This is a genomic window from Martinezella rhizogenes (assembly GCF_000799715.1).
Classification (GTDB): domain Bacteria; phylum Pseudomonadota; class Alphaproteobacteria; order Rhizobiales; family Rhizobiaceae; genus Rhizobium; species Rhizobium rhizogenes_C.
This window is the reverse complement of record NZ_JUHG01000018.1, coordinates 157,926-183,010: the sequence shown is the minus strand read 5'-3', so window position 1 is coordinate 183,010 and position 25,085 is coordinate 157,926. Positions and strand designations below refer to the sequence as shown.

The window sequence follows — 25,085 nt, the reverse complement described above, 5'->3', positions numbered from 1 at the left end:
CAAGTGTTTTTCGGCTATCCGCCTCGATTCTGATCGGGATTTGGGGAAGATCGGGCTTTGCTGGAAATTGCATCTTTCGCCACCGCACTCGCTTCGATAATAATTCGCGACCGGCAAGGGAGGCCCTTATGACAAAGAAGACCAGACACGCCGTCAATATTGGCGAGCTTCAGCTCGACCACTGGCAGCAGGGAGATTTTTTTGCCGGCAGTGACGCCTCTTTCGGCGCGCTGCTCGGCCTCAAGGATCTTGGCATCAGCTACAACGAAGTGCCGCCCGGCAAATCAGGCTGTCCCTTTCACAATCATCATGTCGAGGAAGAGCTTTTCGTCATCATCGACGGCGAAGGCGAATATCGCTTCGGCAATGAACGCTTTGCGGTAGCCAAAGGCGATGTGCTGGGGGCTCCCGCCGGCGGCCAGGAAACCGCTCACCAGCTTATCAACACCGGTCCGGGCGTGCTGATCTATCTTGGCATCTCGACCAAGGCGCGGACGGAGATCGTCGAATATCCGGATTCCGGCAAATTCCTGGCGAAGACCAATCGGGCCGATGAAACACGCTTCCGCTTCATCGGTCGCGACGGGGCGCCCGTGGATTATTGGGATGGCGAACCGGGAGCCTGACGCATGAGCATGAATGCAGAAACGGTAGACAGGAAGGACACCGCTCCCGCCATGACCAGCATACCGACATTGACGACCGAACGCCTCATTCTTCGCGCCCACCGGTTGGAGGAATTCGAGGACTATGCCGACTTCTGGAAGCAGGAGGCTCTGATGCGCTTCGTCGGCGGCGAGCCACCGACACGCGAACAGACATGGGCGCGTTTGTTACGCTATACCGGCATGTGGCATCATCTCGGTTTCGGTTTCTTCGCCATCGAGGAGCGCGAGAGCGGCCGTTTCGTCGGCGAGACCGGCTTTCTGGACTCCCATCGCGACATGACGCCGACGACGGAAGGCACGCTGGAAACAGGTTGGGCCATCTCGCCACCATTGCACGGCAGGGGCTATGCGACCGAAGCTATCAGGGCCGCGATCGCATGGGCCGACAAGACGTTTGCCGACCGGCGCATGACCTGCATCATCGATCCGGGAAACGAGCCTTCACTGCGGGTTGCCGAAAAGGTCGGGTTCCACCGGATCGGCGAGACTGTCTACAAGGATAAAATAAACGTCATGCTCGAGCGATGGAAATAGAACGACCATAACCGTCGAAGGTAGCCCATCCCATGAGCTCAGAATATCGCTTCACCGTGCGGGAATATCGTTCCGCCGACGCCGGTGCCACGATCGATATTTTCGTCAGAGCAATCCGTGAGGTCGCCTCGAAGGACTACAATCCCGCGCAGATCGATGCCTGGGCGAAGGTCGATGACCCCGAGGTGTGGGCGCAGTGGCGCGCTGGCAGGCCGACATGGCTGGCGATCTGCGAGGGGCGGCCCGTCGGCTTTACCGATCTGAAGGCGGACGGTTGCCTGGATATGATGTTCGTTCACCCCGACCATCAGGGCAAGGGTGTCGCCAGCCTGCTTTTGAAAACCGTGGAGGCCGCCGCCCGGGTTCGGGGACATCGGCGGATTTTCACCGAAGCCAGCCTCACCGCCAGACCTTTCTTCGAACGAAAGGGATTTATCGTCCTCGCCGCTCAAACCGTGGAAAAGCGCGGGCAGACCCTTCCAAACTTTCGCATGGAAAAATCGCTCGCCTGAGATGGTCGAACGTCAGCCTTCGCGAACAGCCGGAAATTCCGCCAGCCGCGCGGCATAGCGGGCCATGGTGTCGACTTCGAAATTGACGAAATCTCCGGCCTTGCGCTCGCCCCAGGTGGTGACTTCCAGCGTGTGGCGGATCAGGAGCACGTCGAAATCGGTGCCGTCGACGGCGTTGACCGTCAGCGACGTGCCGTCAAGCGCGATCGAGCCCTTGGGGGCGACGAACTTGGCGAGATGTTCCGGAGCGCGCAGGCGATAGCGGGTAGCGTCCCCCTCCTCCGTCACCGACAGGATTTCCGCCTTGCCGTCGACATGACCGGAGACGATATGGCCGCCGAGTTCATCGCCGATCTTCAGCGAGCGCTCGAGATTGATGGCGCTGCCGGCCTGCCATTTGCCGATGGTGGTTAGCCGCAGGGCTTCTTCCCAGGCTTCCACTTCGAACCAGCGGCCATTGCTGCCCGCTTCCGGCAGGCCGGTCACGGTCAGGCAGATGCCGGAATGGGAGATCGAGGCGCCCATGTCGATCGTCGCCGGGTCGTAATTGGTGGCAACACGCAGCTTGATGCCTTCCTTGAGAGGGGAGACGGATTCGACCGTGCCGATATCGGTGACAATTCCGGTAAACATCAAAAACCTCTTTCAAATTCGTCGCAGCGATCGTCGCCAAACTGGCTCGCGCGGATATGCCTGAAACTGGGTGGGATATTGGTCTTCGTGACCGGCGATTCAATACCGCCCTCGCCGATCGTATCCAGCCCCTGAAACAGAAGGATGCGATCGACCACGTCCGCGTCGAGAAAGCGTTGCGCCGTCCTTGCGCCGCCCTCGACCAGGAGGGAGGAGATGCCGCGCGTGCCGAGCGCTTCCAGCAACTCGCCCGGTTCGCCGGAATTGGATTGCAACACCTCTACACCGGCATCATCGAGCGCAGCGCGACGGGCCATGAAGACCTTGTCGGTATTTTCGTCGAAGGCCGGCGGATGACCGGCGACAGCGATGACCGGATATTGCCGCGCCGTCTTGACGAGCTTGCCACCGAGCGGAAGCTGAAGCTGGTCGTCTATGACGATCCGCAGCGGCGAGCGGCTTTCCAGCCCGGGCAAGCGGCAGGTCAATTCGGGATCGTCGGCGATGGCCGTGCCGATGCCGACCAGGATGGCGTCGCTTTCGGCGCGCAGGACCTGCACCTGAGCGCGGGCGACATCGCCGGTAATGCGTACCTGCCCCGTGCCCGTCTTGCCGATCATGCCGTCTGCTGAAATGGCAAGCTTGAGAGTCACATAGGGCCGGTTTCTCGTCTGGCGCATGAGATAGCCGGCAAGCTCGCGCCTGCCCTCCTCCTCGAGAACGCCGGTATCGACCTCAATCCCCGCGTCCCGCAGCATGGCAATACCGCGTCCGGAAACGCGCAGATCGGGATCGGTGACGCTGATGACGACACGCGCGACCCCATAGGCGATCAGCGCCTCGGAGCATGGCGGCGTCTTGCCGTAGTGGGAACAGGGTTCGAGCGTGACGTAGGCTGTTGCCCCCCTCGCCGCTTCGCCGGCTTCGGCCAAAGCCTGCGGCTCGGCATGCGGCCGGCCGCCGATCGCGGTCACAGCGCTGCCGATGACGGCACCATCCTTGACGATCACGCAACCGACGGACGGGTTGGTGGAGGTCAACCCGAGATGCCTGCGCGACAGGCGGATCGCCGCGGCCATGAAACGCTCGTCGTCCGGCCGGGGGATCATCGTCAGGGGTCCAGCGGATCGCGGGCGATCTTGGCGTTGATTTCGGTAATCACGTTCTCGAAATCCTCCGCATGCGAGAAATCGCGATAGACGGAAGCATAGCGCACGAAGGCGACGTCATCGAGGCTCTTCAGCGCTTCCAGCACCTGCAAGCCGATCTGTTCCGAGCTGATTTCCGTCTCGCCGGAGCTTTCCAGCCGGCGAACGATGCCGGAGACGGCGCGCTCGATCCGATCCCGGTCGACCGGCCGCTTGCGCAGCGCGATCTCGAAGGAGCGCACCAGCTTGTCCCGATCGAACAGCACCTTGCGGCCGGTCTTCTTGATGACCATAAGCTCGCGCAATTGCACGCGCTCGAAGGTCGTGAAACGGCCACCGCAATCCGGACAGATCCGCCGCCGGCGAATGGAGGTATTATCCTCCGCCGGCCGCGAATCCTTGACCTGGGTATCTTCCGAACCGCAATAGGGGCAGCGCATTCGCTCTCCTTAGCCCATGTAGCCGTACATCGGGAAGCGATCGGTAAGCTTGATCACCTTCTCACGCACGGCAGTCTCGACAGCAGCATTGCCTTCATCGGAGTTGGCGACCTTCAGGCCATCCAGCACTTCGATGATGAGATTACCGATCTCGCGGAACTCGGCTTCCTTGAAGCCACGCGTCGTGCCGGCCGGTGTGCCGAGACGGACGCCGGAGGTGACGAAAGGCTTTTCCGGGTCGAACGGGATGCCGTTCTTGTTGCAGGTGACATAGGCGCGGCCAAGAGCAGCCTCGGCGCGCTTGCCGGTGGCGTTCTTCTTGCGCAGGTCGACGAGCATCAGGTGGTTGTCGGTGCCGCCGGAAACGACGTCGACGCCGCCGGAGATCAAGGTTTCGGAGAGCGCCTTGGCGTTCTTGACGACCTGTGCGGCGTAGTCTTGGAAGTCCGGCTGCAGCGCTTCACCGAGGGCCACGGCCTTGGCGGCGATGACGTGCATCAGCGGGCCGCCCTGGAGACCGGGGAAGACGGCCGAGTTGAACTTCTTCGCCAGATCCTCGTCATTGGTGAGGATCATGCCGCCGCGCGGGCCGCGCAGCGACTTGTGGGTCGTGGTCGTCGCGACATGGCAATGCGGGAACGGCGACGGGTGCTGGCCACCGGCGACGAGACCGGCGATGTGGGCCATGTCGACCATCAGGTAGGCGCCGACGCTGTCGGCGATCTCGCGGAAGCGCTTCCAGTCCCAGATACGGGAATAGGCGGTGCCGCCGGCGATGATCAGCTTCGGCTTGGTTTCTTCGGCCTTGCGCTGAACCGCTTCCATGTCGAGCAGGTTGTCGCCTTCGCGCACGCCGTAGGAAACGACGTTGAACCACTTTCCGGACATGTTGACCGGCGAACCATGCGTCAGGTGACCGCCAGAATTAAGGTCGAGGCCCATGAAGGTATCGCCCGGCTGCAGCAGCGCCAGGAATACGGCCTGGTTCATCTGCGAACCGGAGTTCGGCTGGACGTTGGCGAAGTTGACGCCGAACAGCTTCTTGGCGCGCTCGATGGCGAGCTCTTCAGCAATGTCGACATACTGGCAGCCGCCATAATAGCGCTTGCCCGGATAGCCCTCGGCATATTTGTTCGTCATGATCGAGCCCTGCGCTTCCAGCACTGCGCGGGAAACGATATTTTCCGAGGCGATCAATTCAATCTCGTGCCGCTGGCGACCCAATTCCTTGCCGATTGCGCCAAAGATTTCCGGATCGGTATCGGCGAGCGAGCGATTGAAGAAAGGTTCGGTGGAAGCAGAGGTCATCGTGAAAGCTCCTAACGGGCCGGAACGGCAATGGAGACACGGTATTAGCGTCAGGGTTGCCCGAGGGCAATACGATCAGCGACATTTGCTGGGCATTCTACGATGAGCACCTCCCGCAAACGAAAAAGCCGCGTCCGAAGACGCGGCCTTATCGCAAATTTCCTCAAAGCAAGGCCGATTATTGAACCGGCTGCTCCATGCCCTGGGTCGTGTCGAGCGCCAGCTGAGAATTGCCGTCGAGATTATAGATGTCATCGCGGAACTGGACGATACCGTCGGCAGCGCTCCAGGCGGAGATATAGACGAAATAGACCGGCACTTCCGTCGCCAGCTTAATCGGCGTGTTGACGCGAGTAGAGATGACCTGCTCGATGTGCTGGCGCGGCCAGCCCGGAGTGTCGGTCAACAGCCAAGTCGCCAGGTCGCGGACATTCTGAACGCGCACACAGCCCGAGCTATCGAAACGCATCAGCTTGTTGAACAGGCCCTGTTCAGGCGTGTCGTGCATATATTCGTTGTTGGGATTATAGAAGTTGATCTTCGTGGAAGCCATGGCGTTGGTCTTGCCCGGATCCTGACGGAACATCAGGTTCGGCGCCTTGTCCGAACTCCAGTCGATCGTCTCAGGCGCAACTTCCTGGCCCTTGCCGTCGAGAAGGCGGATGTTGTTCTTCGCCAGGTAAGTCGGATCCTTCCGCATGAGCGGCATGATATCCTTGATGATGATGGAACGCGGCGCCGTCCAGTACGGGTTGAGGATGACCTCGTAGATCTTTGAATTGATGAGGTGCGTCGGCCGAGATTCCCGGCCGACAATCGCCTCGTGACGCAGCGCCACCTGACCGTCCTCCACAGCTTCGACACGGGTCGCCGGGATGTTGACCATGACGTGACGGCGGCCCAGATCGGACGGGAACGTCTGGAGGCGAATGAGGTTGGTGTTCAGCTGCTGCAGACGAACGTTGGCGGGAATGTTCATCGCCTTCAGCGTGAAGTCACCGATAACGCCATCCGGCGGCAGACCGTGGCGGGCCTGGAAGCGCTTCACGGCGCCATCGACATAGGAGTCGAAAGCGGAGGAAATGCCGGCTTCCCTCGGCAGGTCGCCCGTTACCATCAGATGCTGGCGCAGCGCCTGAACGGCGCCGTCGGTGACGCCAAGCTGCAATTTCTGATCGCCGGGAGTGATCTGCGGCCAGCCGCCATTGGCGGCGATGTTCTGATACTGGGCGATCGCCTGCTGGACGTTCGGGACGGAATCAGGCCCGAGGATCGGTGTGTTCGACTGGACCGCGGAGGCGGTACGCGCGGCGGCCTTTGCGTCGAACTGGTCATCCCAGTTGCCGCGGGCGCGGTTGTTGATCAGCGCGTCGAGCGGCGTCTGATCCTGCTGGGCAAGAGCAGGAGCGGCCAAGGCGGCCACGCCAAAAGTTGCCGCAGACCGCAGGAAGGAGCGGCGCGAGAAAGGTTCAATTCCGTTTTTCTTCGACATATCCCTACCGTTCAACGCTGCGATCAATTTCATCCGCAGCCAAGAGAGGAAGCAGCAAATACCCCGGCTCGCGCCAAGTCGTGCAGCTCAGTATCAATCCGTTGCCTCAAAGCACCACAAAAACTTCGTCACGGACCGTCACAACATTGCGAGCCCACAGCGCTCAGGCATGAAAATCAAGGCTTGAGGCGCAGCTTGCCGTTCGTTTCCGCTGTCATAGCAATATGGCTGATTCGTGTCGTCCGGCATGAAACTTGCGTTCGTCTGCCGGATCGGAAGAAATGCCATCTCGCACTTGCTAAAATACCACTAGATGAGCGCGGTTAATAGCGCCTGTTGATCCGGCGTCAATGACGCAGAGGTCACTGACGGCGCTACTCCCGCAAGGTCGCGACGGGACGTGGCAAAAAGCCCACAGAACAGGGGATACATATCCCTCCTCTTGAACAAACACAGCCGGACGCGCAGGGAACGCATCCGGCTTGTTTTGACTGGAGAGTCTCGCGGTCAATCCGCTGATATTGCTTAAAGGCGATACAAAATCTGGTCGTTCCAGAAGCGATCGAGGCGCTGCAGGAGCTTGTTCATCTGGGTGAACTCGTCGGTGCCGATGCCGCCGACCTTGTCGATCGAGCCGATATGGCGGTCGTAGAGCTTGGCGACGGTTTCGGCGATGTCCTGGCCGCTTTCGGTCAGGCTGATGCGGACCGAGCGACGGTCGATGCGCGAGCGCTGGTGGTTGATGAAGCCGAGGTCGACCAGCTTCTTGACGTTGTAGGAAACGTTGGAGCCGAGATAGAAGCCACGCGAGCGCAGCTCGCCGGCGGTCAGCTCGGAATTGCCGATGTTGAAGAGGAGCAGCGCCTGCACGGCGTTGACGTCGTCGCGACCCTGGCGGTCGAACTCATCCTTGATCACATCGAGGAGACGGCGGTGAAGACGCTCCACCAGGTGGAGAGATTCCATGTACAGACCACGGATGTCTTCGACCTGCTGGTCCCGAGCGGTTGCGACTGCCTGCGGCTTGATTTTCGTGTTCATCATGACTTGGCCTCACTGTTTGTTTGGCGGTGTCGTTTTCTTCCCGCCTTGAGTGAGACCCTATCGAATACACATAAAATTCTACTTAAACTGCAAGCTTAACAGCACCTTACCACGGCGGGTTAGTGTCTCAGGGTAAATCAACCATTACCTGCTGCCGGCGCCGGCGCTTTTCCAGCCATAGCAAAATGCGGAAAGCGCAGTAGAGAACGGCCACGCAGGCATGCAGGATCACGATCAATAAGTTGGAGCCGAAGATCTGCGGCCAGAGGCCATACATCAGTGCCTGACCGCCCGCGGCAAGCACCCAGATGACCGGCCCCCAGGAGACCGTCAGCCATAGGCCAAGCGCCGCAACGGGGAAGACAACGGCCAGGCCGGCGCTCGCCACTTTCCAGGGCAGATTGAGCAGATCGAACCGGGCCTGGCCATCAAGCGAATAGCCGACCAACATCGACCAATATTGCAGGCCGAGCCAGAAACAGGCGATGGCGATCAGCCGCAGGAACACGACGAACAGGATGTCCGTCAGCGTGTTCTTGGGTATGGTGGAAGAATCAGGTTCCATGCGCGAACAATACGTAGGAGGTTACGGGCTTGCCAGAGCTATAATGGCTGCGGCCTTTCGCCCGGTTTTTTATCCTGGGGACAGCGTGTAGGTACGCTGCCTATATATTAAGTCGATAGATAGACCAAAGAGGACGGCGGGACCATGCAGGACAAGACGCATCTTGTTGACGAGATAACCGGGCATCGGCGGATGCGGCGCAACCGCAAGGCCGACTGGACGCGTCGCCTGGTGCAGGAAAACCGCCTGACCGTCGACGACCTGATCTGGCCGATCTTCGTCATCCCCGGTAGCGGCATCGTCGAGCCGATCCCGGCCATGCCCGGCGTCAATCGCATGACCGTCGACAAGGCCGTGGAGGCGGCAAGGGAAGCCGCCGATCTCGGCATTCCGGCGCTCGCCACCTTCCCGAACATCGAGATGGAACTGCGCGACGCGAGCGGCTCGAACAGCCTGGAAAAGAACAACCTCATCAATCTCACCACCGCCGCCATCAAGAAAGCCGTCCCGAATATCGGAGTTATCACCGACGTCGCGCTCGATCCCTTCACCAGTCATGGCCATGATGGCATTCTGCGCGGCAATGATATCGTCAATGACGAGACGGTCGAACAGGTCATGCGCGCCGCCGTCTACCAGGCGGATGCCGGTGCCGACATCATCGCGCCGTCGGAAATGATGGACGGGCGCATCGGCGCCATCCGCCAGGCGCTCGATGCTGCCGGCCACCAGGGCGTTGGCATCATGAGCTACGCCACCAAGTTCAGCTCGGCCTTCTATGGCCCCTATCGCGAGGCCATCTCGACCGGCGGCCTGCTGAAGGGCGACAAGAAGACCTACTATATAGACCCGGCCAACGGCACCGAGGCCGTGCGCGACGCCGCCCTTGATGTCGAGGAAGGCGCCGATATGCTGATGGTCAAGCCCGGCCTGCCCTATATCGACATCTGCTGGCGGCTGAAGGAGGCTTTCGGCCTTCCGACCTTCGCCTATCAGGTCTCCGGCGAGTATTCGATGATCAAGGCGGCTGCCGCCAATGGCTGGATCGACGGCGAGCGGGTGATGCTGGAAACGCTGCTCGCCTTCAAGCGCGCCGGCTGTGACGGCATCCTCACCTATTTCGCCATGGACGTGGCGAAGCTTCTGGCGAAGAGGTAATTGCTCACCACAGACTTATTGCATTTGCCGAACCTTACACCATATGTTCGGCGAATGTTTCCCCAAGGAGGAAAACAATGAGCTCTAATCCCAGCCCGCTTTACGCGGCACCGGACGACTGGCGCGCCTATAGTGGCGTGCTGAGCCGGCGCATTTTCGCGTTCATCATCGACTACGTCATCGTCGCCCTGCTCTGCATTCCGGCGGCTGTCGTTCTGTTTTTCGTGTCGGTCCTGACGCTTGGGCTCGGCTTCTTCCTCTATCCCGCCCTCTTCATCATCGTGGCCGGCCTCTATTTCGGCTGGACGCTCGGTGGGCCGCATCAGGCTTCGCTCGGTATGCGCGCCGTGGGCATCGCCATGGTGCGGGTCGATGGACGGCGGATGGATTTCCTGACCGCCATCGTGCATCTGGCCCTGTTCTGGATCCTGAACTCCATCCTGACGCCGCTCATCCTGCTGGCGGGCCTGTTCATCGAGCGCAGCCGCCTGATTCATGACCTGTTGCTCGGCACGGTCATCGTCAAAACCGCGTAGAACAGGACGATATTTACCTCAAATATCCTCGCGGCCCGGTTATCCGGGCTGTTTATTGTGCATGGAAAGGCATTTTGCATCAAAATAGGGCAGGAAACTGTGACCTCACACGAAGGACATGGTTGACGTTTTCCAAACTTGAGCCATGCTTGTGCGATGTCGAATGCTGAATGAAAGGTCAACCAGCGGCAGATGAATACGCAGTCGACGCCATCTCCGCAGTTTTATCTGACGGCACCGGCAACCTGCCCGTACCTGCCGCGTGAGATGGAGCGCAAGGTCTTCACCCATCTCGTCGGCCCGCGCGCGGCGGAGATGAATGATATCCTGACCCAGGGCGGTTTTCGCCGCTCGCAGAACATTGCCTACCGCCCCGCCTGCGAAGCCTGCCGCGCCTGCATTTCCGTTCGCATTCTCGCCCAGGAGTTCGAGCCCGGCCGCTCGATGAAACGCGTGCAGTCGACAAACAGCGATATCATCGCCACCGAATTTCCGGCCCAGCCGTCCAGCGAACAATACTCCCTCTTCCGCCGCTATCTCGATTATCGCCATCAGCAGGGCGGCATGTCCGACATGACCGTGCTCGATTATGCGATCATGGTGGAGGACACCCACGTCAACACCCGCATCATCGAATATCGCCGGCGCGAGGAAGGTTCGGGACTGGAGCAACGACCGAAGGGCGAGCTGCTGGCAGCCGCCCTGACCGACGTGATGAGCGACGGGCTTTCGATGGTCTATTCCTATTTCAATCCCGATCAACAGGATCGCTCGCTCGGCACTTTCATGATCCTCGATCATATCAGGCGAACCAAGGCGCTCGGGCTGCCGCACGTCTATCTCGGCTATTGGGTCAAGGGCTCGCGCAAGATGGACTACAAGACCCGGTTCCAGCCGCAGGAACATCTGACGCCACGCGGCTGGGAGCGTTTCGATCCCGCGGATGCCGGCGAAGATCACTCCCGCTGAATGATCTCCCATCTCTCCGATCACCGGAAAGGCCTGTTGCTGAGCACGATCGGCGGCCTCGCGCTGTCCGTGGATATTCCGTTGATCCGGCTTTCGAGCGGTGAGGCCTGGTCGGTGCTGTCGGCGCGTAGCCTTGCGACCGTCATCGTGTCGCTTATCGCCCTTGTCGTCATCCGCCGGCTCACCGGCTCCCTGCGCAGCGTCCTGCCGGGCTGGGCCGGACTTCCCGTCGCCCTGCTCTATGGCCTGACGACGATCGCCTTCGTGCTTGCCATTTATTACACGACGGCGGCCAATGTCGTCTTCATCATCGCCCTCAACCCGATGTTCGCCGCCCTCCTCTCCTGGATTTTCCTGAAAGAGCGCCCCGCCCTTTCCACCATCGTCACCATGATCGCCATGATCTTCGGTGTTAGCCTGATCGTGCGAGATGGCATGGAGAGCGGCCATTTTCTCGGCGACGCACTCGCGATTTTCGCGTCCTTCGCCATCGCCTGCGCCATTACGATCGGCCGTGCCTCGCGGCGGGACATGGGCTTCGCCTCGCTGCTCTCCGCCATCATTCCGGCCGCCGTCGGCCTCTATCACGTCATTCCCGCAAGCATTGCGATCGATCATCCCGGCTGGATCCTGCTTGACGGCGGGGTTCTCATGCCCCTCGCCTTCTGGTGTCTTGCGACCGGCACACGCTTCCTCTCGGCGCCGGAAGTGGCGATGTTCTATCTGCTGGAAACGATCCTCGCGCCGATCTGGGTCTGGCTGATCTTCGCCGAAGCGCCGAGCAACATGACACTTGCCGGCGGACTAGTGCTGATCCTGGCGCTTGCAGCGCATTCGCTGTGGCAAGCGCGGGTCAAGGCACGAGCGGTGGCGGCGGAGTGAGGCGTTGCGACGGCGATTTTCTAGTGTTATAACTTAGTTATTACACAAGGAGTATCGAGCGTGAACATCGTCATCCGCAAGATCGGCAATTCCGAAGGCGTGATCATTCCGAAGGAAGTTCTTCAAAGACTCGGCTTGAAAAGCGGCGATGCTCTGGAAATACGTGAAGTGAATGGCACTATCGAACTGGTTCCAGAGCGCGCTGACCTTGCTGAACAATTGCGGGCGGCAAGGCTCGGGATGCAAAAATATCGCGCCGCCCTGCGCGAACTCGCAAAATGAGCGGATACAAGTGGCTGACGCGCGAAGCGATCGAGATCATGCATCACGAACAGCTTGCGGAGCATGGCGGATTAGCGGGTCTCAAAGATGAAAACGCGCTGGAAGCTGCTATCGCACGTCCACTAAACAAAGCCGCATATGGCGAAAATGATCTATTCGCTCTTGCGGCGGCCTACCTGTATGGCCTCGTTCGGAACCATCCTTTTTCAGATGGAAATAAAAGAACGGGCTATCTGGCGGCCTTTACGTTTCTCTACATCAACGGCTATCTGATCGACACGGACGATGGAATGATTGTCGCCCTCGTGTTGGGCGTCGCAGCCGGAGAAATCGATGAGACAGGCGCGACCCAATTCCTCAGAGATTTCTCCGTTCCGCTAAGCGACTGACGATTACCCTTGCCACACACACCCGGCCCTTCGCTTGAGCTCAGGGCGTTCGTCGCCTGAAACGCCCCAACGGGGCGTTTCATCAACTATTCCGACCGTCCCTCACCCCGAAAACTTGCCGGTCCTGGGGAAGCCCTTCGGCACCGCGCGGCCGGCGGCGGAACGATCGCCGAGCCATTCGGCCAGCTCGTCTTTCGTCTTGGTGAAGGTGCGGCCGGCGCTGTCTTCCCAGGTCAGGCCATCAGCGATAGCGAAGCACTTGATATCCGAGACACCGCCGTCCTTGTAGCGCTGCAGGCGTACGCCCTTGCCGCGCGACATTTCCGGGACCTGCGACAATGGGAAAACCACCAGCTTGCGGTTCTCGCCGACGACGGCAACATGATCGCCGGACACAGGCACGAGCAGCTTCGTCTCGTCCGGCGTCGTGAGGTTCATGATCTGCTTGCCCTTGCGGGTATTGGCGACCAGTTCCGTTTCCAGCACGATAAAGCCGTTGCCGGCGGTGGAAGCGACGAGTTGCTTGCGCTGCGGGTCGTGGACGAAGGCGGTCAGCACGTCCTGGTCGTTTTCCATGTCGACCATGATGCGCAGCGGCTCGCCATGACCGCGCCCGCCGGGCAGCTTGTCGCCACCGAGCGTATAGGCCTTGCCGCCGGTGGTGACGATCAGGATCTTGTCCGTCGTCTGCGCCGGGAACGCGACCTTCAGCGCGTCGCCTTCCTTGAAGGTGAGCGTCGCGGTCTCGGAGATGTGACCCTTCAGTGCACGAATCCAGCCCTTTTCCGACACGACGACGGTGATCGGTTCCTTCTCGATCATCGCCTGCTGGAGCGCGGCATCATCAGCCTCTGGCGCTTCGGCGAATTGCGTGCGGCGGCGGCCGATCTCGGTCGCCTTGGCAAACTTCTTCTTCACCTCGCCGATTTCCCAGGCGACCGTCTGCCACTGCTTTTCGTCGGAGGCAAGCAATGCCTCGATATCGGTCTTTTCCTTGCTGAGGCCGTCGAACTCCTTGCGGATTTCAAACTCCTCGAGCTTGCGCAAGGAGCGCAGCCGCATGTTGAGGATAGCTTCGACCTGATTGTCGGTCAGCCCGAACCGCTCCATCATCACAGGCTTCGGCTCATCCTCCTCGCGGATGATGGCGATCACCTCGTCGATGTTGAGGTAGGCGATCAGGAAGCCGCCGAGGATTTCCAGGCGTTTCTCGATGGCCGCAAGCCGGAAGCGCGAGCGGCGCTGCAAGACTTCGCGGCGATGGTCGAGCCACTCCTTCAGCACCTCGTTCAGTGCCATGACCTTCGGGATACGGCCCATGGAGAGGACGTTCATGTTGAGCGGGAAGCGGCTTTCCAGCTCCGACAGCTTGAACATCGATTCCATCAGGATCGTCGCATCGACGGTGCGGCTCTTCGGGATCAGGACGACGCGGATGTCCTCGGCGGATTCATCGCGAATATCCTCGAGCAGCGGCAACCTGCGCGCCAGAAGCAGTTCGGCGATCTTCTCGATCAACCGCGACTTCTGCACCTGGAACGGGATTTCCGTGACGACGATCTGGTAACCACCACGACCGAGATCCTCGATTTCCCATTTGGCGCGGACGCGAAATCCGCCACGGCCGGTCTTGTAAGCCTCGATGATGCTCTGGCGATCGTCGATGATGATGCCGCCGGTCGGAAAGTCCGGGCCGGGAATGTAAAGTTCCACCAGTTTCTCGACGGTGGCATCGCGATCCTTGATCAGATGCAATGCTGCGTCGCAAAGCTCGTGGGCGTTGTGCGACGGGATCGAGGTCGCCATGCCCACGGCAATACCGGAGGAGCCGTTGGCGAGCAGGTTCGGAAAGGCGCCGGGCAGGACGGTCGGTTCGGAATTCGACTCGTCATAGGTATCGCGGAAGTCCACGGCATCCTGGTCGATGCCTTCGAGCAGCAGCTCGGAAACCGCCGTCATCTTGGATTCGGTGTAGCGCATCGCGGCCGGGCTATCGCCGTCGATATTGCCGAAATTGCCCTGGCCGTTGACCAGCGTGTAGCGCTGCGAGAAATCCTGCGCCAGGCGGGCCAGCGCATCATAGATCGACTGGTCGCCGTGCGGGTGGTAGTTACCCATCACCTCGCCGACGATCTTGGCGCATTTGCGGAAGGCCGAGTTGGGCCGCAGGCCCATCTCGCTCATCGCGTAGACAATGCGGCGATGAACCGGCTTCAGGCCGTCACGAACATCCGGAAGAGCGCGGTGCATGATCGTCGACAAGGCATAGGCCAGATAGCGCTCTTCGAGCGCGGCCTTCAGGTCGACCGGAACGATGCTGTCGTCGTCGCCGCCACCAGGCGGTAGAAGATTTTTTCCCATGGCCCTTGACTAGCGGAGAAGCCGATTCCCGGCAAGAAATCAGTGGAAAGCACTTGTGGATGACGCCTCAGTTCAAGCACAATCTGGCGTAAGGTTGCACACAACTCCCATGCCCGCACTCGTAGCCGCCATTGTCATTGGAATTTCAGGCAAAGGTGAATATATATCGCCGCGGTACACGCAGAATCTGTACGCCCGCCGACAACAGCTCAATGAGGAAACGCCACCATGACTTTCTATCGGACAACACGGCTGATGCTGTCCAGCGCCGTCATCCTGTCTTTCGCCAGCTCCGCCTTCGCGCTTGACGGCAACGACCTCCTCAAAAAGATCAACAATATCTACTCCGCGCAAGGCGCGTCTCTCGCTGCCGACAGCGTGGACGTCAGCGGCACGACGGTGACGTTCAAGGGCGCAAGCTTCAAGGCGACCGGCACTCCCGACGGCATCAAACTCGGCGACATCACGATGACGGGTGTCGCTGAAGCTGGCGGCGGCTACACCATCGACGAGGTCGGTTTCCCCGACGTCGCCGCGACAAAGGATGGTCTCACCATCAATGCCACCGACTTGAAGATGGACGGCGTCGAACTTCCAGCCGATGCGGATAAAGGTGATCTTGGCTCGCTGCTCTTCTACAAGAGCGCCCATGCGGGTGCGGTTTCCGTCACCAAGGACGGCACGAAGGTATTCGCAATTTCCAACGCCGACGCGACGATGACCAAGCGTGCGGATAATTCCGGCGTTGACTTCGATGCCAAGGTGAACGGCGTCGCCGTGGATCTCAGCGCGGTGAACGATCCGCAAAGCAAGCTGGCCATCGAACAGCTGAACCTGAAGCAGCTGGATGGTACCATCGCCATGAAGGGCGGCTGGGAGCTTGCTCCGGGCAAAATCGACATCACCGAATACTCCTTTGATTTCAAGGATGTCGGCAAGCTCAACATCGCGCTCAGCCTTTCCGGCTATACGCCGGCCTTCGCCAAGTCGCTGCAGGAAGCGCTGAAGACCGTCCGCTCCAACCCGAACCAGCAGGACGCGCAGCAATCCGCCGGCCTCGCCATGCTCGGCCTTTTGCAGCAGCTCACCTTCAACAGCGCCCAGATCCGCTTCGACGACGCCTCGATCACGTCGCGCGCGCTGGAATTTGCCGGCAAGCAGCAGGGCGTTACCGGCAAGCAGCTGGCTGACACGCTGAAGGCGATGACGCCGATCATGATGGCGCAGCTCAACATTCCGGAACTGCAAAATGCTGTTTCCGCCGCCGTCACCGCCTATCTCGACAATCCGAAGAGCCTGACCATCAATGCATCCCCGGACAAGCCGGTGCCGCTGCCGATGATCATCGGCGCCGCCATGGGCGCTCCGCAGTCGATCCCAAACGTTATCGGCCTCAAGGTCTCGTCCAACGATTGATCGGCCTTTCAGCAGGAAAATCATCAAACCCGGCGATTTCGGTCGCCGGGTTTTCTATTGGCCGTTACGCGGCAACCGATACTTTTGAAGCTCGCTGATAGCGTGAGCCATCAGGGCAAGCAGCTCATCCCCGGTCGCACCATCCCGTGCCTGAACGGACATGCCCTGCACGATCGCCCCGAGAAAACGGGCAAGCGAGCGCGCGTCGGCATCCGGCCGCATATCGCCCTCTTCAATGCCGCGCTCAATCCGCGTGGCAAACAGATCCAGCGTCTGCAAGCGCATCGACGCGACATGATGGGCTATCGGCTCGTTTTCCTCCGCGCAATTCAGCACTGCCGTCGAAATCATGCAGCCTTTCGGGTGTTCCGGAGCGGTGAAGATCGCGGCGGAATTCCTGAAGAAGCGCTCGAAGGCGCTCACCGTATCCACCGCCGCCTGAAACGGATTGCCCGGCTCGGGCCGGGGCATGCGCCGATATTGCTCGAGCGTCTCGCGATAGAGCTCCGCCTTCGAACTGAAGGCCGCATAGAGGCTTTGCGGCGTGATGCCCATTGCGGCGGTCAGATCCGCGATGGAGGAGCCATCATAGCCATGTTTCCAGAACGTATCGCGCGCGGCGGCAAGAACCGTCTCACGATCGAAGGCCGGCGGGCGTCCGCGTTTCTTCGGAGAGGAATTTTTCGTTTCTTCGCTATTTTTCACAATGGTCACTCTAGAAATATCTCGCGACTTGGTTTATTCAGGAATGGTCATTGTGATTATAGAAGGTTTCTTACCATGAGTCTTCCCCTTGAAAACGCCTCGCGGCCGTCCTTCGGCTCCCTTGCCGACGGTGTCGACGCCGCAATCGATGCTGCCTTGACGGATAAGAGACTGGTCGGAGCGGTGGTTCTGATCTCACGGAATGGCGAGCAGATCTATCGCCGCGCCGCCGGTATGGCGGATCGGGAGAACAATGCGGCGATGCGGGAAGACACTATCTTCCGCCTTGCCTCGATCACGAAGCCGATCGTCGCCATCGCCGCCATGCGGCTTATCGAACAAGGCCGGATAGGCCTGGACGATCCGATAACGAAATGGCTGCCGGATTTCCGGCCTCGCCTGCCGAACGGGACCGAAGCGGTCATTCGCATCCGCCACCTGCTGACGCATACCTCCGGAATGGGCTACGCATTCGCCGAGGAAGAAGGTGGCCCTTATCACCGCGCCGGCGTGTCCGATGGGCTCGGTGAACCGGGTCTCGCGCTTGCCGAAAACCTGAGGCGTCTCGCAAGCGCACCGCTGCGCTTCGCCCCTGGAGACGGCTGGCAATATTCACTGGCGATGGATGTGCTCGGCGGCATCATTGAAAAGGAAACTGGCGGCAGCCTCGACAAGGCGGTTGCAGAGCTGGTGACTGGGCCGCTTGGTCTTGTCGACACCGCCTTTTCCGTGCGCGACCCGAGCCGCCTCGCCGCTCCCTATATGAATGGCTCCCCGGAACCGCAGCGGATGGGAGACGAAGCCGTGGCGCCCATACTCGACGGCTTCATTCGGTTCGCGCCGGACCGAATATTCGACCCAACCTCCTACCACTCCGGCGGCGCCGGCATGGCCGGAACGGCCGATGACGTGCTCGCCATCCTGGAGACCGTACGTAAGGGCGGCGCTCCGCTATTGTCGGCCAACACCGTAAAGACGATGACGACAGACCAAGCGAACGGGCATCTCCAGCCGTTACAACCCGGCTTTGGCTTTGGCTACGGCTGGTCCGTCGTCATCAACCCCGTCGCGGCGGATGTTCCGTTCTCCGTCGGTACGATAAAATGGGGCGGCGTCTACGGTCACAGCTGGTTCGTCGACCCCGCGAAAGGGTTGACCGTCGTGGCGCTGACCAACACGGCGCTTGAGGGCATGTGGGGGCAGTTCACTATCGACCTTCGCGATGCGATCTACGCCTCCCTTTGAAGCTCCCCCAAGACCAATAAAAAACCCGGCGATTTCGGTCGCCGGGTTTTGCATGTTCAAAGCTCGCGAGGAGCCTCAGTCCTTCTTCACCGGTGGAACCGGGCGGATCGCCAGTTCGCGCAGCTGCGTTGGCGTCGCCACAGATGGGGCACCCATCAATAGATCCTGCGCTTGCTGGTTCATCGGGAACAGCGAGATTTCGCGCAGGTTCTTGGCGCCGACCAGCAGCATGATGATGCGGTCGATACCGAAGGCAGCGCCACCATGCGGAGGCGCGCCGTACTGGAAGGCACGGTAGAGGCCGCCGAAGCGCTCCTCGACGTCAGCCTGGCTCAGACCGACCTTCTCGAAGGCAGCGACCATGGTTTCCGGCGACTGGTTACGGATCGAGCCTGAGGCGATTTCGAAGCCGTTGCAGACGGCGTCGTACTGGTAGGCCTTGATCGTCAGCGGATCCTGGTTCTGCAGCGCCTCAAGACCACCCTGCGGCATCGAGAACGGGTTGTGAGCGAAGTCGACCTTCTTTTCTTCCTCGCTCCATTCGAAGAACGGGAAGTCGACGATCCAGCAAAGCTCGAAACGGTCGCGATCGATCAGGTTCAGCTCGTCGCCGGCGCGGGTACGCGCTTCGCCGGCAAACTTGTAGAACTTGGCGGGATCGCCCGCGACGAAGAAGCAGGCGTCGCCATCATCGAGGCCGAGCTGGGTGCGGATCGCATCGGTACGCTCCTCGCCGATGTTCTTGGCGAGCGGGCCGGCGCCCTCGAGCTTTTCACCTTCCTTGCGCCAGAAGATGTAGCCGAGGCCGGGCTGGCCCTGGCTCTGCGCCCAGGCGTTCATGCGATCGCAGAATGCGCGCGAGCCGCCGGTCTTGGCCGGGATCGCCCAGACTTCGACCTTCGGGTTCGACGCGATCATGTTCGCGAAGACCTTGAAGCCGGAGCCGGCAAAATGCTCGGTCACGGCTTCCATGACGATCGGGTTGCGCAGGTCCGGCTTGTCCGAACCATACTTGCGGATCGCGACGTCATAGGGGATGCGCGGCCATTCCTTGGTGACGGGCTTGCCCTCGGCAAACTCCTCGAAGATGCTGGTCATCAGCGGTGCCATCGTGTTCCAGACGTCTTCCTGGGTCACGAAGCTCATTTCGAGGTCGAGCTGGTAAAATTCGCCCGGCAGACGGTCGGCGCGCGGATCTTCATCACGGAAGCACGGCGCGATCTGGAAATAACGGTCGAAACCGGCAACCATCAGCAGCTGCTTGTACTGCTGCGGCGCTTGCGGCAGCGCGTAGAATGTGCCGGGATGGATACGGCTCGGCACGAGGAAGTCGCGAGCACCTTCCGGTGACGAAGCCGTCAGGATCGGCGTGGTGTATTCGGTGAAACCGACTTCGCCCATGTGGCGGCGCATCGAGGAAATGACCTGCGTGCGCTTAACGATGTTCTTGTGCAGCGTGTCGCGGCGCAGATCGAGGAAGCGATACTTCAGGCGAACATCTTCCGGATAGTCCGGCTCGCCGAAGATCGGCAGCGGCAGCTCCTTGGCGGCGGAGAGCACTTCGATCTCCTGCGCGTAAAGCTCGATCTCGCCGGTCGGCATGGTCTTGTTGACGGTGTCTTCCGTGCGAGCCTTCACCAGGCCGTCGATGCGGATGACCCATTCGCCGCGCACGGTCTCGGCCAGCTTGAAAGCGGGCGAGTCCGGGTCGGCAACGACCTGGGTGATGCCGTAATGATCGCGCAGGTCGATGAACAGCACGCCGCCATGATCTCGGACGCGATGAACCCAGCCGGAGATGCGGACAGTCGAACCGACGTCGGACTTGCGCAGGGCGGCGCATGTGTGGCTGCGATAGCGATGCATAATGTATATCCTGGACTTGGCGGTCGGCGGCGAATACGGACAAAAGCCCCTCGCCTGCCGACGAGAAAATCGGGCGGAAAAGCGCATGGTGCGCCTGATTTGTCAAGGCTCGAAGCATTGGTCTATCTCGCCCCCGGCGGGCGAGAAAGCAATTTCTTACATTTAGCCGCGAGGCTAAGTGTTAGAAATTGCAAGAGAGGGGGTAGGCAGGGACGCAGCAAGCTTCCAGTTTACCGAGGCAAGAACGTGACCCCCGCTCTTGCAATTTCAATGGCTTAGAAATTGCGCTCAAGCCTTGAACGTGTTGAGCATACAGTAGCGCAATTCCTAAACCAGTGAAATTGCTTTCTCGCCCGCCAAGGGCGAGATAGGCTCCGAGCCTGCCTTGCTCTCCAGTTCATTCTCCAGTGTTTTTCAGCTCCGCGAGGATTGTCAAACAGATCCCGTCAAGATTTTCGATTACCTCATGGTTCCAGACTCGCAGCACGCGAAAACCCTGATTTGAGAAATACGCGTCTCGCTTCCGATCTATTGTGCTTTCCGCGTGTTGTGCGCCGTCAACCTCGATGATCAGCCGCGCTTCAAAACACACGAAATCCAAAATGTAACCATCGACAGGAACCTGTCGTTTGAACTTGAACCCTTCAAGCTGACTGCGCCGGAGAGCTTGCCAAAGCGTGTTCTCAGCCTTGGTGGCATCACTGCGCATTGCTCTGGCGAATTGTCGATGTCGATCAGGAACGTCGCGATGCAAGAGTTCTCTCGCTTCAGTTATCTCTGGACCAGAAAGCACGAAACCGGATGGATTTCCATCACCGCAAACATCATGCATCAACGGCCCGCGCCACCCCCAGTAGCTGATGCGGCGGTTTGGCTACCTCAGTGCTATTGCTGAACACCACGCTCAACTTTAAACAGATGAGCATAGTCCCGCGTACCTGGAGCCTCGCATGCCCATTCTCACCCGCCGCAATCTTCTGAAAGCCTCTGCCGTGGCCGGTGCCTATGGCGTGGGGCTTGGCATCGCTGGCAAGTTCAGCGACAAGGCGCTGGCGGCGGAGCCGCAGGTGTTGAAGACCGTGAAGACCCAGGTCAGCCTGGCAGATGGCGGCGTGACCAGGGATGTGTTGACCTATGGCGACGCCGGCCAGCCGCCGGTCGTGCGCATGAGGAAGGGAGAGCCCTTTGCCGCGCGGCTGATCAACGGCATCGACGACCCCACGACCATCCACTGGCATGGCATCCGGCTGCCCAACAAGATGGATGGTGTGCCGTTCCTGACGCAGCCCTATGTCTATACCGGCGATCACTTCGACTATGCCTTCACGCCGCCGGATGCCGGCACTTTCTGGTATCATCCGCATTGCAACACGCTGATCCAGATGGGCCACGGCATGACCGGCGTCATCGTCGTGGAAAATCCGAAGGACCCGACGTTCGATTCGGAAGTGGTGCTCAATCTGCGTGACTGGCGGCTCGGCGGCGATGGACAGTTCATCGCCCAGTTCCGCCCGCGCGATGCCGCCAAATCCGGCACCTATGGGACGGTGCGAACCGCCAACTGGCAGCAGCAGCCACAATATGATGCGCCTTCCGGCGGGCTGGTGCGCCTGCGTCTTGCCATTACCGACGTCACGCGCATCTATTCTTTCCGGATGGATGGAGCCCAGGCGACGGTGATCGCCATCGACGGCAATCCGGTGCCCGAGCGTTTTCCGCTAGATCTGTTGCAACTCGGCCCCGGCCAGCGCCTGGAACTGGCCGTGCGGATGCCGGACCAGGAAGGCGCGATCGTCAAGCTGGAGGATATCAGGGGCACCGATCCGAAGGTATTGGCGACGCTACGCTCGGTCGGCAGCTCACTGAAGCGCGACGTTCGCGATCTGGCGCCTCTGGAGGATAATCCCGTCGCGAAGGCCGATATCGGCGCTGCGCAGCACATCCCGCTCATCCTCAGCGCCACGGCGGAGGATACAGCCACCGACAGCATCTGCGGCTCGCTCGGCTATAGTTTCTGGGCGATCAACAAGGTGCCGTGGCCGGGCGATACGCCCGATCCGACAGCACCACTTGCCGAGCTGAAGCTCGGCAAAAGCTATATCCTCGACATGGAAAACGTAACTCCGCATGCCCATCCGATCCATCTGCATGGGATGAGCTTCACCGTGCTCTCCTCCTCGACGCGGCAAGTACCGCCCTTCGTGTCCGATACCTATCTGATTCAGCCGGATGAAAAGGTGCAGCTCGGCTTCGTCGCCGACAATCCGGGCGACTGGCTACTGCATTGCCATATCATCGAGCATCAGAAGACAGGCATGACAAGTTATATGCGCGTGGCCTAGAGCAGTGGCCTTTTCGACGATTTTTCCGAAAAGCGGAATGCTGTGAGATACTTCCTCTCTCCACGTATTGACATATCCGGCCGAAAGGAGAAGGAAGATTAACGAACTATTTTACCGATGAATGTGTTGATATGATCGAAACTACCGCCCAGTTAGAGGCGGCCTGCAAAGAGCTGGCCAAGTCAGAATTCATTACCATCGACACTGAATTCTTGCGCGAGACGACCTTCTGGCCGGAGCTTTGCCTGATTCAGATGGCAAGCCCGACGACCGAGGTGCTGGTCGATCCGCTGGCCAAGGGCCTTGACCTGAAACCCTTCTTCGAACTGATGGCCAATTCCGCCGTCATGAAGGTGTTTCACGCTGCCCGCCAGGACATCGAAATCATCTTCAATCGCGGCAATCTCATTCCGCATCCGATCTTCGACACGCAAGTGGCCGCCATGGTCTGCGGCTTTGGCGATTCGGTTTCCTACGACCAGCTGGTCAGCCGCATCAAGAATATCCAGATCGACAAATCCTCGCGCTTCACCGATTGGAGCCGCCGGCCGCTATCGGAAAAGCAGCTCGACTATGCGCTCGCCGACGTCACCCATCTGCGCGACGTCTATCTTTCGCTGAAGGAGCAGCTCGAGCGCGAAGGCCGCGCCTCCTGGCTGCTTGAGGAAATGGCGATCCTCGAAGCGCGCGAGACCTACGATCTGCATCCCGATGACGCCTGGCAACGGCTGAAGATGCGGCTGCGCAAGCCGCAGGAACTGGCCGTGCTGAAATATGTTGCCGCCTGGCGCGAACGCGAGGCGCGTGCCCGCAACGTGCCGCGTGCGCGCGTGCTGAAGGACGACGCCATCTACGAGATCGCCCAGCAGCAGCCGAAGGATACGGAAGCGCTCGCCCGGCTGCGCACCATCCCCAAGGGCTGGGAACGCTCGGCCTCGGGTGCCGCCGTTCTGGAAGCGATCAATCAGGCCCTGGAGTTGCCCAAAGCCGACATGCCGCATGCGCCGCGTCACCAACAGGCTCCGGAAGGCACGGCCGCCGCCGCCGAACTGCTGAAGGTTCTGCTGAAGCTCACCGCCGAAAAACATGGCGTCGCCCCGAAGGTCATCGCCAACAGTGAAGACCTGGACAAGATCGCCGCCGAAGGCGAGAAGGCCGAGGTGGCCGCTCTCACCGGCTGGCGGCGTGATCTCTTCGGCGAGACGGCGCTGCAGCTCATCCAGGGTCAGGTCGCCTTGCGTTTCGTCGGAAAGCGGGTCGAGACCGTCGCGCTTTAATCGCGGCGCGCTCTTTTCCGGCTGCAACCACGAATACGCCGTAAATCTCTTGGAATGAACGCTTGGCGTCATCATATGTTTGGTGACGCATAGTCTTTGCCGAAACGCTCCGCTTTTGGCAATATGCGTCATCTCTGGGTGGGCCGACCGAATGGGAACGTTGCCTTCAATACGTAACTGGATCCTGACGATACTCTTCGTCGCCGGAAGCGGCGTTGCCTATGGCAAGATGTTTTTCCCGGATTCACCAATGTATATCGGCGCAGCCTTTGCGCTGTTCACCGGGATGCCGCTGCTGGCCTTCGAGCGCCGCATGATCCTGCCGCGCCTGAACTATTGGATGCATCGCCTGCCCACGCCGGCCTTCATCGCCTCCGCATTCATTGTCGATTTCGCGCTGATCGCTATCGGCTTTGCGGTAGGCGGCGCCCTATTGAAATCCTTGGGTTTGATAACCGGCACCTGGGCGGATGTCACGCTGTTAAAGGTCGATGTCTACCTCTACGCCGTCGCGGTGACCGCCATCATCATCTTCATCGCACGCGTCCGAGAGTTGCTCGGTCGCGACGTCTTCCTCAGCCTGTTGACCGGCCGTTATCGCAATCCGGTGCAGGAAGAGCGCGTGTTTCTGTTCATCGACCTTGTCGGCTCGACGGCGTTTGCCGAAGAGCATGGCGACCTCAAGGCCCAAGAGTTCCTCGGCTCGCTGTTCAGCGCCTTCGCAGAGCCGGTACGGCGGCACAAGGGTGCCATCGACGACTATATCGGCGATGCGGCCATTATCACCTGGCCGCTCGAACGCGGCATAAAGGATGCCCGCTGCGTACGCTGCGTTTTCGATATCCTCGCAGACATCGAGGCAAACGCCGAGAAATGGCTAAAATCCTACGGTAGGGTGCCACGTCTCAGGGCAGCCTTGCACGGCGGGGCCATCGTTACCGCCGAAATCGGCGTCGATCATCACAAGATCGCCTATTTCGGCGACACGGTAAACACCACCGCAAGGCTGGAATCCTTCTGCAAGACGCTGGAACGTCAGGTGCTGATCTCGACCGACCTTGCAAGACAGCTGGAGCTTCCCGATGGGATCATCAAGGAAGATCTCGGCGACCATGCCGTTCGCGGCCGCGATCAGACGCTGGGCGTCATTGCCCTGCATATGCAGAGGCGCGCGCTGCCGCAGGCCCTAAGCGGTGCGCAATAGGTGCGTCTTCATCAGGCGCCGCATCCCGCAGCCTATGAGTTGTGCACAGTCACCAAAGCTTCACCCAAGCGTTAATTAGCCGACACAGCTCGCCTGTTAAGCGAGGATT

General features: G+C 60.2%; 25 protein-coding genes. 14 read left to right on the top strand and 11 right to left on the bottom strand.

All coding sequences use genetic code 11. The features are described 5' to 3' along the window. Positions 1-128 precede the first annotated feature (128 nt). From EX00_RS27085 to EX00_RS27075, 3 genes are read left to right on the top strand one after another with little or no spacing between them, the layout of a single operon-like run. Entirely contained in the window at positions 129-626 is a 498-nt protein-coding gene (locus tag EX00_RS27085) for a cupin domain-containing protein (RefSeq protein WP_047464860.1), read from the top strand. Positions 627-677: 51 nt separating this feature from the next. Continuing rightward, on the top strand, positions 678-1,202 hold the full coding sequence (locus tag EX00_RS27080; RefSeq protein ID WP_047465189.1) for a GNAT family N-acetyltransferase: 525 nt from the start codon (positions 678-680) through the stop codon (positions 1,200-1,202). Between the two features lie 32 nt (positions 1,203-1,234). Beyond that, on the top strand, positions 1,235-1,714 hold the full coding sequence (locus EX00_RS27075; protein ID WP_047464858.1) for a GNAT family N-acetyltransferase: 480 nt from the start codon (positions 1,235-1,237) through the stop codon (positions 1,712-1,714). A gap of 12 nt (positions 1,715-1,726) precedes the next feature. Here the strand turns inward: EX00_RS27075 and EX00_RS27070 are convergent, their stop codons facing one another. The 7 genes from EX00_RS27070 to EX00_RS27040 all read right to left on the bottom strand — a co-directional run bounded on the left by EX00_RS27070 (position 1,727) and on the right by EX00_RS27040 (position 8,344). Continuing rightward, positions 1,727-2,347, bottom strand: a complete 621-nt coding sequence (locus tag EX00_RS27070) for a riboflavin synthase (RefSeq protein ID WP_047464855.1) — start codon at positions 2,345-2,347, stop codon at positions 1,727-1,729. Continuing rightward, positions 2,347-3,456 (bottom strand): bifunctional diaminohydroxyphosphoribosylaminopyrimidine deaminase/5-amino-6-(5-phosphoribosylamino)uracil reductase RibD, encoded by a 1,110-nt coding sequence (gene ribD / locus EX00_RS27065; protein WP_047464851.1) that lies wholly within the window; start codon positions 3,454-3,456, stop codon positions 2,347-2,349. Before ribD ends, EX00_RS27070 begins: the two co-directional genes overlap by 1 nt. A 2-nt stretch (positions 3,457-3,458) precedes the next feature. Next, positions 3,459-3,935 (bottom strand): transcriptional regulator NrdR, encoded by a 477-nt coding sequence (gene nrdR / locus EX00_RS27060; protein ID WP_007692797.1) that lies wholly within the window; start codon positions 3,933-3,935, stop codon positions 3,459-3,461. A 9-nt stretch (positions 3,936-3,944) separates the two neighbouring features. Beyond that, positions 3,945-5,243, bottom strand: a complete 1,299-nt coding sequence (gene glyA, locus EX00_RS27055) for a serine hydroxymethyltransferase (protein ID WP_047464848.1) — start codon at positions 5,241-5,243, stop codon at positions 3,945-3,947. A gap of 178 nt (positions 5,244-5,421) precedes the next feature. Next, complete coding sequence (locus EX00_RS27050; RefSeq protein ID WP_047464845.1) at positions 5,422-6,735, bottom strand: L,D-transpeptidase family protein; 1,314 nt, start codon at positions 6,733-6,735, stop codon at positions 5,422-5,424. Positions 6,736-7,260: 525 nt separating this feature from the next. Continuing rightward, positions 7,261-7,776: a transcriptional regulator LdtR gene (gene ldtR / locus EX00_RS27045; RefSeq protein ID WP_034519488.1), complete on the bottom strand. Its 516-nt coding sequence runs from the start codon at positions 7,774-7,776 to the stop codon at positions 7,261-7,263. A 130-nt stretch (positions 7,777-7,906) separates the two neighbouring features. Continuing rightward, a complete protein-coding gene (locus tag EX00_RS27040; protein WP_047464842.1) occupies positions 7,907-8,344 on the bottom strand; it encodes a DUF6163 family protein in 438 nt (145 codons plus the stop codon). 144 nt (positions 8,345-8,488) lie between these two features. Here EX00_RS27040 and hemB point away from each other — a divergent pair, with 144 nt between their 5' ends. The 6 genes from hemB (at position 8,489) to EX00_RS27010 (ending at position 12,560) form a co-directional block, all read left to right on the top strand. After that, positions 8,489-9,502 carry a porphobilinogen synthase gene (gene hemB / locus EX00_RS27035; protein WP_047464839.1) on the top strand — a complete coding sequence of 338 codons (1,014 nt, stop codon included), beginning with the start codon at positions 8,489-8,491 and terminating at the stop codon, positions 9,500-9,502. A gap of 77 nt (positions 9,503-9,579) precedes the next feature. Beyond that, positions 9,580-10,038 carry an RDD family protein gene (locus EX00_RS27030; RefSeq protein ID WP_047464837.1) on the top strand — a complete coding sequence of 153 codons (459 nt, stop codon included), beginning with the start codon at positions 9,580-9,582 and terminating at the stop codon, positions 10,036-10,038. A gap of 192 nt (positions 10,039-10,230) precedes the next feature. After that, complete coding sequence (locus tag EX00_RS27025; protein WP_047464835.1) at positions 10,231-11,007, top strand: arginyltransferase; 777 nt, start codon at positions 10,231-10,233, stop codon at positions 11,005-11,007. After that, positions 11,008-11,889 (top strand): DMT family transporter, encoded by an 882-nt coding sequence (locus tag EX00_RS27020; protein WP_047464832.1) that lies wholly within the window; start codon positions 11,008-11,010, stop codon positions 11,887-11,889. A 60-nt stretch (positions 11,890-11,949) separates the two neighbouring features. Beyond that, complete coding sequence (locus tag EX00_RS27015; RefSeq protein WP_007691500.1) at positions 11,950-12,171, top strand: AbrB/MazE/SpoVT family DNA-binding domain-containing protein; 222 nt, start codon at positions 11,950-11,952, stop codon at positions 12,169-12,171. Beyond that, complete coding sequence (locus EX00_RS27010) at positions 12,168-12,560, top strand: type II toxin-antitoxin system death-on-curing family toxin (RefSeq protein WP_047464831.1); 393 nt, start codon at positions 12,168-12,170, stop codon at positions 12,558-12,560. Before EX00_RS27015 ends, EX00_RS27010 begins: the two co-directional genes overlap by 4 nt. Before the next feature lie 102 nt (positions 12,561-12,662). Here EX00_RS27010 and parC read toward each other — a convergent pair whose 3' ends face one another. Continuing rightward, entirely contained in the window at positions 12,663-14,921 is a 2,259-nt protein-coding gene (parC, locus tag EX00_RS27005) for a DNA topoisomerase IV subunit A (RefSeq protein WP_047464829.1), read from the bottom strand. A gap of 228 nt (positions 14,922-15,149) precedes the next feature. On the opposite strand from parC, the gene EX00_RS27000 reads away from it, so the two are divergent. Continuing rightward, entirely contained in the window at positions 15,150-16,337 is a 1,188-nt protein-coding gene (locus EX00_RS27000; RefSeq protein ID WP_047464827.1) for a hypothetical protein, read from the top strand. Between the two features lie 54 nt (positions 16,338-16,391). Here EX00_RS27000 and EX00_RS26995 read toward each other — a convergent pair whose 3' ends face one another. After that, a complete protein-coding gene (locus tag EX00_RS26995) occupies positions 16,392-17,051 on the bottom strand; it encodes a TetR/AcrR family transcriptional regulator (RefSeq protein ID WP_202903778.1) in 660 nt (219 codons plus the stop codon). A gap of 66 nt (positions 17,052-17,117) precedes the next feature. Here EX00_RS26995 and EX00_RS26990 point away from each other — a divergent pair, with 66 nt between their 5' ends. Further along, entirely contained in the window at positions 17,118-18,287 is a 1,170-nt protein-coding gene (locus tag EX00_RS26990) for a serine hydrolase domain-containing protein (protein WP_047464824.1), read from the top strand. Positions 18,288-18,362: 75 nt separating this feature from the next. On the opposite strand, the gene aspS is transcribed toward EX00_RS26990, so the two are convergent. Both aspS and EX00_RS26980 read right to left on the bottom strand, forming a co-directional pair. Beyond that, the gene (gene aspS / locus EX00_RS26985) at positions 18,363-20,153 is read right to left on the bottom strand and encodes an aspartate--tRNA ligase (RefSeq protein ID WP_047464822.1); all 1,791 of its coding nucleotides are present in this window, start codon (positions 20,151-20,153) and stop codon (positions 18,363-18,365) included. A gap of 397 nt (positions 20,154-20,550) precedes the next feature. Next, positions 20,551-20,985, bottom strand: a complete 435-nt coding sequence (locus tag EX00_RS26980; protein WP_309546374.1) for an endonuclease domain-containing protein — start codon at positions 20,983-20,985, stop codon at positions 20,551-20,553. Positions 20,986-21,103: 118 nt separating this feature from the next. Between EX00_RS26980 and EX00_RS26975 the strand changes: the two genes are divergently transcribed. The 3 genes from EX00_RS26975 (at position 21,104) to EX00_RS26965 (ending at position 24,976) form a co-directional block, all read left to right on the top strand. Then, entirely contained in the window at positions 21,104-22,495 is a 1,392-nt protein-coding gene (locus EX00_RS26975; RefSeq protein ID WP_047464820.1) for a multicopper oxidase family protein, read from the top strand. A gap of 131 nt (positions 22,496-22,626) precedes the next feature. Continuing rightward, a complete protein-coding gene (rnd, locus tag EX00_RS26970; protein WP_047464819.1) occupies positions 22,627-23,772 on the top strand; it encodes a ribonuclease D in 1,146 nt (381 codons plus the stop codon). A 151-nt stretch (positions 23,773-23,923) separates the two neighbouring features. Further along, positions 23,924-24,976: an adenylate/guanylate cyclase domain-containing protein gene (locus EX00_RS26965; RefSeq protein ID WP_047464816.1), complete on the top strand. Its 1,053-nt coding sequence runs from the start codon at positions 23,924-23,926 to the stop codon at positions 24,974-24,976. Positions 24,977-25,085: the final 109 nt, after the last annotated feature.